At 70.5% G+C, this 13,197-nt stretch carries 10 protein-coding genes; 6 read left to right on the top strand and 4 right to left on the bottom strand.

Annotated elements, in window-relative coordinates:
• Positions 1-8 precede the first annotated feature (8 nt).
• Positions 9-3,125 carry an efflux RND transporter permease subunit gene (locus tag CNQ36_RS09710; RefSeq protein ID WP_121545683.1) on the top strand — a complete coding sequence of 1,039 codons (3,117 nt, stop codon included), beginning with the start codon at positions 9-11 and terminating at the stop codon, positions 3,123-3,125.
• 75 nt (positions 3,126-3,200) lie between these two features.
• On the opposite strand, the gene nadA is transcribed toward CNQ36_RS09710, so the two are convergent.
• Entirely contained in the window at positions 3,201-4,385 is a 1,185-nt protein-coding gene (nadA, locus tag CNQ36_RS09705) for a quinolinate synthase NadA (RefSeq protein ID WP_121545682.1), read from the bottom strand.
• A gap of 285 nt (positions 4,386-4,670) precedes the next feature.
• Between nadA and erpA the strand changes: the two genes are divergently transcribed.
• Positions 4,671-5,027: an iron-sulfur cluster insertion protein ErpA gene (gene erpA, locus CNQ36_RS09695; protein ID WP_004932090.1), complete on the top strand. Its 357-nt coding sequence runs from the start codon at positions 4,671-4,673 to the stop codon at positions 5,025-5,027.
• 91 nt (positions 5,028-5,118) lie between these two features.
• On the opposite strand, the gene CNQ36_RS09690 is transcribed toward erpA, so the two are convergent.
• Both CNQ36_RS09690 and CNQ36_RS09685 read right to left on the bottom strand, forming a co-directional pair.
• Positions 5,119-6,666 carry a hypothetical protein gene (locus tag CNQ36_RS09690; protein ID WP_121545680.1) on the bottom strand — a complete coding sequence of 516 codons (1,548 nt, stop codon included), beginning with the start codon at positions 6,664-6,666 and terminating at the stop codon, positions 5,119-5,121.
• 162 nt (positions 6,667-6,828) lie between these two features.
• Positions 6,829-7,038, bottom strand: coding sequence for a hypothetical protein (locus CNQ36_RS09685; RefSeq protein ID WP_004932094.1), 210 nt, complete (start codon positions 7,036-7,038; stop codon positions 6,829-6,831).
• A 129-nt stretch (positions 7,039-7,167) separates the two neighbouring features.
• Between CNQ36_RS09685 and CNQ36_RS09680 the strand changes: the two genes are divergently transcribed.
• Positions 7,168-8,142 carry a carbohydrate kinase family protein gene (locus CNQ36_RS09680; protein WP_121545679.1) on the top strand — a complete coding sequence of 325 codons (975 nt, stop codon included), beginning with the start codon at positions 7,168-7,170 and terminating at the stop codon, positions 8,140-8,142.
• A 267-nt stretch (positions 8,143-8,409) separates the two neighbouring features.
• Here CNQ36_RS09680 and CNQ36_RS09675 read toward each other — a convergent pair whose 3' ends face one another.
• A complete protein-coding gene (locus CNQ36_RS09675; RefSeq protein WP_121545678.1) occupies positions 8,410-9,798 on the bottom strand; it encodes a cysteine desulfurase/sulfurtransferase TusA family protein in 1,389 nt (462 codons plus the stop codon).
• 282 nt (positions 9,799-10,080) lie between these two features.
• On the opposite strand from CNQ36_RS09675, the gene ctaC reads away from it, so the two are divergent.
• The 3 genes from ctaC to CNQ36_RS09660 are packed head-to-tail and all read left to right on the top strand — an operon-like array spanning position 10,081 to position 13,165.
• The gene (ctaC, locus tag CNQ36_RS09670; protein ID WP_004932101.1) at positions 10,081-11,037 is read left to right on the top strand and encodes an aa3-type cytochrome oxidase subunit II; all 957 of its coding nucleotides are present in this window, start codon (positions 10,081-10,083) and stop codon (positions 11,035-11,037) included.
• Positions 11,034-12,770, top strand: a complete 1,737-nt coding sequence (gene ctaD / locus CNQ36_RS09665) for an aa3-type cytochrome oxidase subunit I (RefSeq protein WP_121545677.1) — start codon at positions 11,034-11,036, stop codon at positions 12,768-12,770. Before ctaC ends, ctaD begins: the two co-directional genes overlap by 4 nt.
• Positions 12,767-13,165 carry a cytochrome c oxidase subunit 4 gene (locus tag CNQ36_RS09660; protein WP_004932109.1) on the top strand — a complete coding sequence of 133 codons (399 nt, stop codon included), beginning with the start codon at positions 12,767-12,769 and terminating at the stop codon, positions 13,163-13,165. Before ctaD ends, CNQ36_RS09660 begins: the two co-directional genes overlap by 4 nt.
• Positions 13,166-13,197 lie beyond the last annotated feature (32 nt).

The raw sequence follows: 13,197 nt of genomic DNA, 5'->3' as shown, positions 1-13,197 counted from the left end.
CCCTGACCATGTCCTGGCTGTCCAGATTCAGCCTCGCGCAACGGGCGCTGATCGGACTGATGTCGATCATCGCGCTCGTCTTCGGTGCGATCGCGATCCCCCAGCTCAAGCAGCAGCTGCTGCCCACCATCGAACTGCCCATGGTCTCCGTGATCGCGCCCTACCAGGGCGCGTCCCCGGACGTCGTCGAGAAGCAGGTCGTCGAACCCATCGAGGACAGCCTGGGCGCCGTCGACGGCATCTCCGGCGTCACCTCGACGGCGAGCGAGGGCAACGCCGTGATCATGGCGTCCTTCGACTACGGCAACAACACCCAGCAGCTCGTCGCCGACGTCCAGCAGGCCGTCAACCGGGCCGGCGCGCGCCTCCCGGACGGAGTGGACCCGCAGGTCGTCGCCGGTTCCACGGACGACATCCCGACCGTGGTGCTCGCCGTCACCTCCGGCACGGACCAGCAGGCGCTCGCCGACCGTCTGGACCGGACCGTGGTGCCCGCGCTGGAGGGCATCGACGGCGTCGGCCAGGTCACCGTGGACGGCGTCCGCGACGTCCAGGTCACCGTCACGCCCGACGACGCGAAGCTGGCGAAGGCCGGCCTCACCGCGCAGTCGCTGGCGGCGGCGCTCCAGGCCGGCGGCGCGACCGTCCCGGCCGGCTCCTTCGACGAGGACGGCGCCAACCGCACCGTCCAGGTCGGCGGCGGCCTCACCTCGCTGAAGCAGATCGAGGACCTGATGGTCGCCGGCGAGCCCGGCAAGGGGAAGCCGGTCCGCCTCGCCGACGTCGCCACGGTGAAGGAGGAGGAGGCCGGGTCCGACTCGCTCACCCGCACCAACGGCAGGCCCAGCCTCGCCGTGATGGCGACGATGGACCACGACGGCAGCGCGGTCGCCATCTCCGAGGCCGTCGAGGACAAGCTCCCCGAGCTGCGCGAGGACCTGGGCGACGGCGCCACCCTCACGGTCGTCAGCGACCAGGGCCCGGCGGTCTCCAAGGCCATCGACGGCCTGACCACCGAGGGAGCGCTCGGCCTGATCTTCGCCGTCCTGGTGATCCTGGTCTTCCTGGCGTCGGTCCGCTCGACCCTCGTCACGGCGGTGTCCATCCCGCTGTCCGTGGTCCTCGCCCTGATCGTGCTGTGGACGCGCGACCTGTCCCTGAACATGCTGACGCTGGGCGCGCTGACCATCGCCATCGGCCGGGTCGTGGACGACTCGATCGTGGTCCTGGAGAACATCAAGCGCCACCTCGGCTACGGCGAGGAGCGCCACGCGGCGATCATGAACGCGGTGCGCGAGGTGGCTGGCGCGGTGACGTCCTCGACGCTCACCACGGTCGCCGTCTTCCTGCCGATCGGCCTGGTCGGCGGCATGGTGGGCGAACTGTTCGGCTCCTTCAGCCTCACCGTCACGGCGGCGCTGCTGGCGTCCCTGCTGGTGTCGCTGACGGTCGTGCCCGTCCTGTCGTACTGGTTCCTGCGGGCCCCGAAGGGCACCCCGGAGGACGCCGAGGAGGCGCGCCGGCTCGCGGAGGAGAAGGAGGCGAAGAGCCGTCTGCAGCGCCTCTACGTCCCCGTGCTGCGCTTCGCCACCCGGCGCAGGCTGACCAGTGTGGCCATCGCGGTGGTCGTGCTGATCGGCACCTTCGCCATGGCGCCGCTGCTGAAGACCAACTTCTTCGACCAGGGCGAGCAGCAGGTCCTCACCGTCCGGCAGGAGCTGGAGCCCGGCACCAGCCTGGCGGCGACCGACGCCGAGGCGAAGAAGATCGAGAAGCTGCTCGGCGACACCGAGGGCGTCAAGGACTACCAGGTGACGGTCGGTTCGTCCGGCTTCATGGCCGCCTTCGGCGGCGGTACGGACACCAACCAGGCGACGTACCAGGTGATGCTGGAGGACGACGCCTCCTCCGACGACGTGCAGAACGCCCTGGAGAAGGGGCTCGCCGGCCTCGACGGCCCCGGCACCACCACCATCGCGGCCGGTGACGGCTTCGGCAGCCAGGACCTCAGCGTGACCGTCAAGGCGGCCGACGCCCAGACGCTGCGCAAGGCGGCGGACCAGGTACGGGACGCGGTGGCGTCCCTGGACGACGTCACGGACGTCACCAGCGACCTGGCGCAGAGCGTGCCCCGCGTCTCGGTGAAGGCCAACGACAAGGCCGCCGCGGCCGGCTTCGACGACCAGACCCTCGGCGCGGCCGTCACCCGGTCGGTGAAGGGCACCCCGGCCGCCAAGGCGGTCCTCGACGACACCGAGCGCGACGTCGTCATCCGCTCGGCCGAGCCGGCCACGACCGTGGCTCAGCTGAAGAACCTGCGGCTGGGCGCGGTGAAGCTGGGCGACATCGCCACCGTCGAGGTGGTGGACGGCCCGGTCTCGATGACCCGGATCGACGGTCAGCGCGCGGCCACCGTCACCGCGAAGCCGAGCGGCGACAACACGGGCGCGGTGAGCGCGGACCTCCAGTCGAAGATCGACGCGCTGACGCTCCCCGCGGGTGCGACGGCGGAGATCGGCGGTGTGTCCCAGGACCAGGACGACGCGTTCGCCAACCTCGGCCTGGCGATGCTGGCCGCGATCGCGATCGTCTTCATGCTGCTGGTGGGCACCTTCCGGTCGCTGGCCCAGCCGCTGATCCTGCTGGTCTCCATCCCGTTCGCGGCCACGGGCGCGATCGGCCTGCTGCTGGTCACCGGCACCCCGATGGGCGTCCCGGCGATGATCGGCATGCTGATGCTGATCGGCATCGTGGTGACCAACGCGATCGTGCTGATCGACCTGATCAACCAGTACCGGGCGCAGGGCTACGGCGTCGTCGAAGCGGTGCTGGAGGGCGGCCGCCACCGACTGCGGCCGATCCTGATGACGGCCCTGGCGACCATCTTCGCCCTGCTCCCGATGGCGCTCGGCGTCACCGGCGAGGGCGGCTTCATCGCCCAGCCGCTGGCCGTGGTGGTCATCGGCGGCCTGATCACGTCGACCCTGCTCACCCTGCTCCTGGTCCCGACGCTCTACGCGATGCTGGAGCTCCGCAAGGAGCGCCGGGCGAAGAAGCGCGCGGCGAAGAAGGGCGTGCCCGCCCAGCCGGAGCCCTCGCAGGACCCCGAGCCGGCCCAGGTCTGACACCCGCGCCGGTACGAGGGAGGGGCGCCCCGTGGATCCACGGGGCGCCCCTCCGCATGTGTGCCTTGCCTCGCGTTACGGCAGTGCCAGCATGCGCTCCAGCGCCAGCTTCGCGAACGCCTCGGTCTCCTTGTCGACCTCGATGCGGTTGACCAGGTTGCCCTCGGCGAGGGACTCCAGGGCCCAGACCAGGTGGGGGAGGTCGATGCGGTTCATGGTGGAGCAGAAGCAGACCGTCTTGTCGAGGAAGACGATCTCCTTGTCCTCGGCAGCGAAACGGTTCGCCAGCCGGCGGACCAGGTTCAGCTCGGTGCCGATGGCCCACTTGGAGCCGGCCGGGGCCGCCTCCAGCGCCTTGATGATGTACTCGGTCGACCCGACGTAGTCCGCGGCGGCCACGACCTCGTGCCGGCACTCGGGGTGGACCAGCACGTTCACGCCCGGGATGCGCTCGCGCACGTCGTTCACCGAGTCCAGGCTGAAGCGGCCGTGCACCGAGCAGTGGCCGCGCCACAGGATCATCTTCGCGGTGCGCAGCTCGTCCGCCGTCAGCCCGCCGTTGGGCTTGTGCGGGTTGTAGACGACGCAGTCCTCCAGGGACATGCCCATGTCCCGCACCGCCGTGTTGCGGCCCAGGTGCTGGTCGGGGAGGAAGAGCACCTTCTCGCCCTGCTCGAAGGCCCAGTCCAGGGCGCGCCGGGCGTTGGAGGAGGTGCAGATGGTGCCGCCGTGCTTGCCGGTGAAGGCCTTGATGTCGGCGGAGGAGTTCATGTACGAGACGGGGACGACCTGCTCGGCCACGCCGGCCTCGGTCAGCACGTCCCAGCACTCGGCGACCTGCTCGGCGGTGGCCATGTCGGCCATCGAGCAGCCGGCCGCGAGGTCGGGCAGGACCACCTTCTGGTCGTCGCCGGTGAGGATGTCCGCGGACTCGGCCATGAAGTGCACACCGCAGAACACGATGTACTCGGCCTGCGGCCGCGCGGCGGCGTCCCGGGCCAGCTTGAAGGAGTCGCCCGTGACGTCGGCGAACTGGATGACCTCGTCCCGCTGGTAGTGGTGGCCGAGCACGAAGACCTTGTCCCCGAGCTTCTCCTTGGCGGCGCGGGCGCGCTCCACCAGATCGGGGTCGGACGGCGAGGGGAGGTCGCCGGGACACTCCACACCTCGCTCGCTCCTCGGGTCGGCCTCACGGCCGAGGAGCAGCAGGGCGAGGGGCGTCGGCTGTACGTCGAGCTCCCGGGTCTGGGCGGTGGTCACGACACGCACCCTTTCTGTTCTGGCGACTTCTCGTCGAAATGACGCTATCTATCATAACCGGTTCACGTCACTTTGACGACGGCCATAGCGTCCATGTGACGTGAATCCCGGCGGGCGCCGATCCATTCCCCCGGGGCCCCGCGGGAGCCGGTTTCCGCTCCGCACGGCGTGTGCGAGCATGAGGAGGGAGGCGAGGAAAACACGCGCCCGGCCCGGAATGAATCCGCGGTCCCGCCGGTTGCAACCGTCGGCAAGCAGTCTCCGTACAACCCGGGAGAGATGTAGATGTCCGTATCGGACGAGACCACCACCGTCACCGACGGCATCGTCCTGACCGACGCCGCCGCGTCCAAGGTCAGGGCCCTGCTCGACCAGGAAGGCCGTGACGACCTCGCCCTGCGTGTCGCCGTCCAGCCCGGCGGCTGCTCCGGCCTGCGCTACCAGCTCTTCTTCGACGAGCGCTCGCTCGACGGCGACGTGCAGAAGGACTTCGACGGCGTGAAGGTCGTCACCGACCGCATGAGCGCCCCTTACCTGGGCGGCGCCACCATCGACTTCGTCGACACGATCGAGAAGCAGGGCTTCACGATCGACAACCCGAACGCCACCGGCTCCTGCGCCTGCGGCGACTCCTTCAGCTGAGCCGGGTCTTCCCGCCCGGCACCGCGAAGCCCGAAGGCGGCGGCCCCTCCGACAGGAAGGGGCCGCCGCCTTCAGCGTTCTCCGGACGCGTCTACCGGGTCGGCGGCGCCGGCAGCCGGGCGCCGTCCTTGCGCAGCGGCACCGGATCGCCGTCCTTGCCCACGACCGTGCGGTCGCCGAGCGGCGCGTCCAGCCGCACCGTCTGCTGGTACTCCTTGGCGATCAGGATGCACACCTTGTCCGGCCAGGGCGTCTCGGTCACCCGCACGGTCACCTCGTCGCCCTTCTCGCTCGCCGTCACCCTGTAGTCGGCGCAGACGCCGCCCGAGAAGGTCACGGTCACCTCGTCGCCCTCGGCGGTGTAGCTCTCGACGGTCACCTCGCGGGCGGACGGCGCCGCGGTGGGCTCGTCTCCGGGTCCGGAGGGTGCGGGGCTGGCCTGGCCGGAGGGCGAACCGGACCCGATGTACCGCGGGTCCACCGCCGGACGGGTCACGGTGAGCGTGCCCCGCGCGTTCGCCGGCACCACCTCGAACAGCCAGGACGGCACCAGCGCCGGCCGGCCGTCCACGGAGTGCGCCGCCAGTCCGAACACCGCCTTCTCGACCGTGAGGGTGTCCTGCCGGGGCGAACCGCCCGGTGTCCCGCAGGAGGCGTCCCCCTGCTCCTCGTCCAGCGGCACGGGACTGGCGCAGCCGCCGATACCCGAGCCCGGCGCGGCGTCCGGCGCCGCGTTCATCTGGTCCAGCGCCTTCCGGGCACTCACCACGGGGTACGTGTCGCCCTTCACGGGCTGTGCGAGCATGCCGCTGCCGCCGATCACCTCGCCCTTGGCGTTGACGACCACGCCCGTGGTCCAGCCGTACGTCGGCAGCCCGCCGACCTCCGGGTCGGCGTTCACCGCCCGTCCGGTGCCCATGGACTGGCTCGCGTCGAGCTTCGCGTCGTCCTGGCCCACCGCCTTCAGCACGGGCGCGGCGGCCTTCTTCGCGGCGGCCTCGCTCACCTCCGGGTCGGCGCCGACGGGCGGGACCCTGCACGAGGTGCCCTTGCAGTTGTCCGTGCCCGGGTTGTTCCTGCCGTACGTCCAGGCGCCCGGAGCCTCCCGGTCCACCCGCAGCGTGGGCCCTGTGCCGTCCTTGCCGCCGATCCGCCAGGACGCGCCCTCGTCGACCGGCTTGCCCTCGAGCCCGAGGGCCTTCGCCAGCGCGACCACCCGGTCCTCGGTGACCTGGCCCCGGACGCGGTACACCGGCGACGAACCGGGGCCGTCAGGGAGCGGGCCGTCGGCGCGGTAGACGGCGCCGTACGGGTTGGGCTCGCCGGGCGCGATCCCGTTCGGGGCGTCCTCGGAGTAACCGTCGAGGGCCAGCGGCGGGGGAGTGGCGTCGCCGTTGGCACCCGGAGCCGTACCGCCCCCGGAACCGCCGGAGGCGCTGGTGGCCAGGTAGGCGCCGCCGCCCCCGGCCAGCAGGACCGCGGCGGCGACGGACGCGATCAGCAGGGGAGAGGGCCGCCGCTTCGGCCGCTCCTCGGGGGCCGGCCCACCGTCGCCGCCCGAGGCGCCCCCGGTCTCGCGCGTGCTGCCGGAAGCAGGGCGCTCGTCGGCGTCGTCGTTGTCGGGTCGCTCGGTGTTCACCGCATCGCTCCTTCGGCTGCGCAGCTGTCCCGGAAGGACCCTTCCCGGCCGGGCCGGGACTGCTCGTGGGTCGTATCCCGCATCCCCTTTACGGGGGACAGCGATGGGACGCAGCGGGGGAGCGCGCGGTTCCCCGGGGCGCCGGTCCGGCCGGCGGCGGGCTCAGTCGCCGTACTCCGACATGGCGTCCAGCAGCCGCGCGGACGCCGGCGGCACGGTCACGCCGTGGATCAGGGACGGGGAGACCGGACGGGCGGCCACCCGGTCGGGGGCGGCCCAGTGGGGGACCATCCGGGCGCAGTCGCCGCGCAGCGACGCCAGGTCGCCGTCGAGGTCGGCCGGAACATGCAAAACCGGCTGGAAGTTCGTCATGTTCGCACCGTATGCACATCGAAGGTCATGAAGAAAGATCTACTATCGGGTAGTTTTGGCCGCTTCTACGGGCCGCCGCGACCCGGTAGCGTGAAGTGTCAAGCCGCCTCCCTCAGGAGAATCCACGCCGTGCGCATCGCAGTCACCGGCTCCATCGCCACCGACCACCTCATGACCTTCCCCGGGCGCTTCGCCGACCAGTTCGTCGCGGACCAGCTGCACACCGTCTCGCTCTCCTTCCTGGTCGACAACCTCGACGTGCGCCGGGGCGGCGTGGGCGCGAACATCGCCTTCGGAATGGGCCAGCTCGGCACCCGTCCGATCCTGGTCGGAGCCGCGGGCTTCGACTTCGACGAGTACCGGGCGTGGCTGGACCGGCACGGCGTCGACACCGAATCCGTCCGGATCTCCGACACCCTGCACACCGCCCGCTTCGTGTGCACCACGGACGAGGACCACAACCAGATCGGCTCCTTCTACACGGGCGCGATGAGCGAGGCCCGGCTGATCGAGCTGAAGACCGTCGCCGACCGCGTGGGCGGCCTCGACCTGGTCTCCATCGGCGCCGACGACCCCGAGGGCATGCTCCGGCACACCGAGGAGTGCCGCACCCGGGGCATCCCGTTCGCCGCGGACTTCTCCCAGCAGATCGCCCGGATGAACGGCGAGGAGATCCGGATACTGCTGGACGGGGCGACGTACCTCTTCTCCAACGAGTACGAGAAGGGGCTCATCGAGACGAAGACCGGCTGGAGCGACGCGGAGATCCTCGACCGGGTCGGCCACCGGGTCACCACGCTCGGCGCGCGGGGCGTGCGCATCGAGCGGGCCGGCCAGGACCCGATCGAGGTCGGCTGCCCGGACGAGGAGCGCAAGGTCGACCCGACGGGCGTCGGCGACGCCTTCCGGGCGGGGTTCCTGTCGGGGCTCGCGTGGGGGGTCTCGCTGGAGCGGGCGGCGCAGATCGGGTGCATGCTGGCGACTCTCGTCATCGAGACGGTGGGGACGCAGGAGTACCAGTTGCTGCGCGGGCACTTCATGGAGCGGTTCATGAAGGCGTACGGGGACGAGGCGGCGGAGGAGGTCCGGGGGCACCTGGGCTGAGCGCGAGCGGGGTGTGGGGGCTGTTCGCGCAGTTCCCCGCGCCCCTGGGAAAGATGCGCAGTTCCCCGCGCCCCTGGGGATGCGCAGGTCCGGCGGCCCTCGGGAAAAGATGCGCAGTTCCCCGCGCCCCTGGGGATGCGCAGGTCCGGCGGCCCTCGGGAAAAGATGCGCAGTTCCCCGCGCCCCTGAGGATGCGCAGGTCCGGCGGCCCTGGGAAAGATGCGCAGTTCCCCGCGCCCCTGAGGAAGCCGCGCTGCCGGAAGGTGGTCAGGTGGTGCGGCGGATCAGGTAGGCCGTTCCGGTGGGGGTCGGTTCCTCGCCCAGGTACTGCTGGTTTCGCATCTCGCACCAGGCCGGGATGTCCAGGCGGGCCGCCTCGTCGTCGGAGAGGACGCGGATCGTGGCGCCGACCGGTACGTGTCCGATGGCCTTGGCCAGTTCGATGACCGGGATCGGGCAGCGCCGGCCCAGCGCGTCCACCACCAGGGTCTCGTCCTCCTCGCGCGCCGGGGCGGGGGAGGAGGACACCGGCGCGCCCAGCTTCTCCCGCACCCCCGCCACCGCCTCCGGCAGGACGGACAGGAAGCGCTCCACGTCCTCCTCCCGCGTGCCCGGCGGCAGCGAGACGCGGATGTTGCCCTCGCTGAGCACACCCATCGCCCGCAGCACATGGCTCGGCGTCAGCGTGCTGCTCGTGCAGGACGAGCCGGACGACACCGAGAAGCCCGCCCGGTCCAGCTCGTGCAGCAGTGTCTCCCCGTCGACATAGAGACAGGAGAAGGTGACGATCCCGGGCAGCCGCCGCTCCTGATCCCCGACCACCTCCACGTCCGGCACCAGCCCCGGCACCCGCGCCCGGATCCGCTCCGTCAGTTCCCGCAGCCGTACCGCCTCCCCGGCCGCCTCCGCCCGTACGGCCCGCAGGGAAGCCGCCGCCGCGACGATGGCCGGCAGGTTCTCGAAGCCGGCCGCCCGCCCCGACTCCCTTTCGTCCCGGGGCCCCTGGGGTGCGAACCGCGTCCCCTTGCGGACGACGAGCAGCCCCGCCCCCGGCGGGCCGCCCCACTTGTGCGCGCTCGCGGTCAGCAGCGACCAGTCGCCCTCCACCGGCCCCCAGCCGAGCGACTGGGCCGCGTCCACCAGCAGCGGCACCCCCGCCGCCCGGCACGCCTCGGCCACCCGGGCCACCGGCTGCACGGTCCCGACCTCGTGGTTGGCCGACTGGAGACAGGCCAGCGCGGTGTCCGGCCGCAGCTCCCCGGCGAAGGCCGACGGGTCCACCGACCCCGTTCGCTCCACCGCGACCTCGGTGACGGACCCTCCACCCGCCCGGTGAACTTCCGCCGCATGGAGGACGGAAGAGTGTTCGACCGAGGACACGATCAGGTGACGCCCGGCGCGCCGCCTCCCGGCCAGCGCCCCCGCGATCCCGGAGTGAACCGCCGCGGTACCGGAGGAGGTGAACACCAGCTCGTCCGCCCGGCACCCCACCGTCTCCGCGGCGGCCTCCCGCGCCGCGTCCAGCAGCATCCGGGCGCGGCGTCCCTCCCGGTGGAGCCGCGCGGGATCCGCCCAGCCCTCGTCGAGCGACGCCGTCAACGCCTGACGGGCGACGGGATGGAGGGGTGCACCGGAAGCAGCGTCGAAGTAGGCCACACGGCAACGTTAAGGCGTGCCGCGGCTCCCAAGGGCCGCGCGGCCGCCGTGAGGTGCGGCTCCGCCACGGGGCCCCGGCGACCCCGCGAACCACCCGCACCCGCCAAACCAGCGAACCACCCCACCCACTAGGTACCCCTCCCCGCGAACCCCCGGAAGGCGTCGGCTAGGGTTTGGTCCGCATAAACATCCAAACCCCTGCCCGACGCAGGGCGGCGACCGACCAGCGAGAAGGCAGGCCGCAGCCAATCAGCGCGGGCGAGACTCTCGGGAAGGCGCTACGTGAGTCCCAACGGCTCCGACCGCTCGCCGCGGCGCCCGATGCGGCGGAAGCTGCTGCAGGCAATGACCGCGGGCCTGGTCCTGGCGACCGCCACCGGTTGCACATGGGAGGACTTCCCCCGCCTTGGTATGCCCACCCCCACCACGGAAGAGGCTCCGCGGATCCTCTCCCTGTGGCAGGGGTCCTGGGCTGCCGCGCTCGCCGTCGGCGTGCTGGTGTGGGGCCTGATCCTGTGGAGTGCATTCTTCCACCGGCGCAGCCGCACCAAGGTGGAGGTACCTCCGCAGACCCGGTACAACATGCCCATCGAGGCGCTGTACACGGTGGTTCCGCTCATCATCGTCTCGGTGTTCTTCTACTTCACGGCCCGCGACGAGTCCGAGCTGATGAAGCTCGACAAGCCCGACGTCACGGTCAACGTGGTCGGCTTCCAGTGGAGCTGGTGCTTCAACTACGTCGAGAACGTGGACGGTTCGACGGGCGACGCCAAGACGTCCAAGGACCTCGAGGCGATTCCGGACCGCTACAAGGACGCCTTCCCGGCCGACGCCGGCGGTGTCTACGACTGCGGTACCCCCGGTACCCGGAACCCGCAGACCAACAACCCGGGCCCCACCCTGTGGCTGCCCGAGGGCAAGCGGGTCCGCTTCGTGCTGACCTCGCGTGATGTCATCCACTCCTTCTGGGTGGTCCCGTTCCTGATGAAGCAGGACGTCATCCCGGGCCACACCAACGCCTTCGAGGTGACCCCCAACCGTGAGGGCACCTTCCTGGGCAAGTGCGCCGAGCTCTGCGGCGTCGACCACTCCCGGATGCTGTTCAACGTGAAGGTCGTCTCCCCCGAGCGCTACGAGCAGCACCTCAAGGACCTCGCGAAGAAGGGGCAGACCGGTTACGTTCCCGCCGGCATCGCGCAGACGAGCCACGAGAAGAACCGGGAGACGAACAACCTGTGAGCATCCTCAACGAATCCCAGGGTGCCGCGGCAGCTGAGGCCTCGTACGAGAACGAGCTGCCGGTGCGGCGCAAGAGTCCCGGTAACGTCGTCGTGAAGTGGCTGACGACCACGGACCACAAGACGATCGGCACGCTGTATCTGGTGACGTCGTTCGCGTTCTTCGTCATCGGTGGCGTGATGGCGCTGGTCATGCGCGCCGAGCTGGCCCGGCCGGGTCTGCAGCTCATGTCGAACGAGCAGTTCAACCAGGCGTTCACGATGCACGGCACGATCATGCTGCTGATGTTCGCGACGCCGCTGTTCGCCGGGTTCGCGAACTGGATCATGCCGCTGCAGATCGGCGCGCCCGACGTGGCGTTCCCGCGGCTGAACATGTTCGCCTACTGGCTGTACCTGTTCGGCTCGCTGATCGCGGTGGCCGGCTTCCTCACCCCGGACGGGGCGGCCGACTTCGGCTGGTTCGCCTACTCGCCGCTGTCGGACGCGGTCCGCTCGCCGGGCATCGGCGCCGACATGTGGATCATGGGTCTGGCCTTCTCCGGCTTCGGCACGATCCTCGGCTCGGTCAACTTCATCACCACGATCATCTGCATGCGCGCGCCCGGCATGACGATGTTCCGGATGCCGATCTTCACCTGGAACGTGCTGCTGACCGGTGTGCTGGTCCTGCTGGCCTTCCCGGTGCTGGCGGCGGCGCTGTTCGCGCTGGAGGCGGACCGCAAGTTCGGTGCGCACGTGTTCGATTCGGCCAACGGCGGTGCGCTGCTCTGGCAGCACCTGTTCTGGTTCTTCGGGCATCCAGAGGTGTACATCATCGCGCTGCCGTTCTTCGGCATCATCAGTGAGGTCATCCCGGTCTTCTCCCGCAAGCCGATGTTCGGCTACATGGGTCTGATCGGCGCGACGATCGCGATCGCGGGTCTGTCGGTGACGGTGTGGGCGCACCACATGTACGTCACGGGCGGGGTGCTGCTGCCGTTCTTCTCCTTCATGACCTTCCTGATCGCTGTGCCGACCGGTGTGAAGTTCTTCAACTGGATCGGCACGATGTGGAAGGGCAGTCTGTCCTTCGAGACGCCGATGCTGTGGGCGACCGGCTTCCTGATCACCTTCACCTTCGGTGGTCTGACCGGCGTCATCCTGGCCTCGCCGCCGCTGGACTTCCACGTCTCCGACTCGTACTTCGTGGTGGCGCACTTCCACTACGTGGTGTTCGGCACCGTGGTGTTCGCGATGTTCTCCGGCTTCCACTTCTGGTGGCCGAAGTTCACCGGCAAGATGCTCGACGAGCGGCTCGGCAAGATCACCTTCTGGACGCTGTTCATCGGCTTCCACGGCACCTTCCTGGTCCAGCACTGGCTGGGCGCCGAGGGCATGCCGCGCCGCTACGCGGACTACCTCGCGGCCGACGGCTTCACCGCCCTGAACACGGTGTCGACGATCGCCTCGTTCCTGCTCGGCCTGTCGATCCTGCCGTTCGTCTACAACGTCTGGAAGACCGCCAAGTACGGCAAGCCGGTCGGCGTCGACGACCCGTGGGGCTACGGCCGCTCCCTGGAGTGGGCGACCTCCTGCCCGCCCCCGCGGCACAACTTCATCACCCTGCCGCGGATCCGCAGTGAATCCCCGGCGTTCGACCTGCACCACCCGGAGATCGCCGCGCTCGACCAGCTCGAGAACGCCGGTCACGGCGAGAAGGCCCTCGCCGGGAGCAAGGAGGCCGGCAAGTGAAGATCCAGGGCAAGATGTTCATGTGGCTGGCCGTCTTCCTCCTCGCCGTAGCGGTCGTCTACGGCGTGTGGTCGAAGGAGCCGGCCGGCACCACCGCCCTCTTCCTGGCCTTCGGCCTGTCCATCATGATCGGCTTCTACCTGGGCTTCACGGCCAAGCGGGTGGACGTCGGCGCGCAGGACAACAAGGAGGCGGACGTCGCCGACGACGCCGGCGAGGTCGGGTTCTTCAGCCCACACAGCTGGCAGCCGCTCGCCCTGGCCGTGGGCGGTGCCCTGGCCTTCATGGGCGTGGCGATCGGCTGGTGGCTGCTGTACTTCTCGGCGCCCCTGCTCCTGGTCGGCCTCTGGGGCTGGGTCTTCGAGTACTACCGCGGTGAGAACCGCACCCAGTAAGCGACAGCGGTGCCCGGAAGGGGCCCGGACAC

Source organism: Streptomyces fungicidicus (assembly GCF_003665435.1).
Lineage (GTDB): Bacteria > Actinomycetota > Actinomycetes > Streptomycetales > Streptomycetaceae > Streptomyces > Streptomyces fungicidicus.
This window is presented reverse-complemented; position numbering and strand designations above follow the sequence as displayed.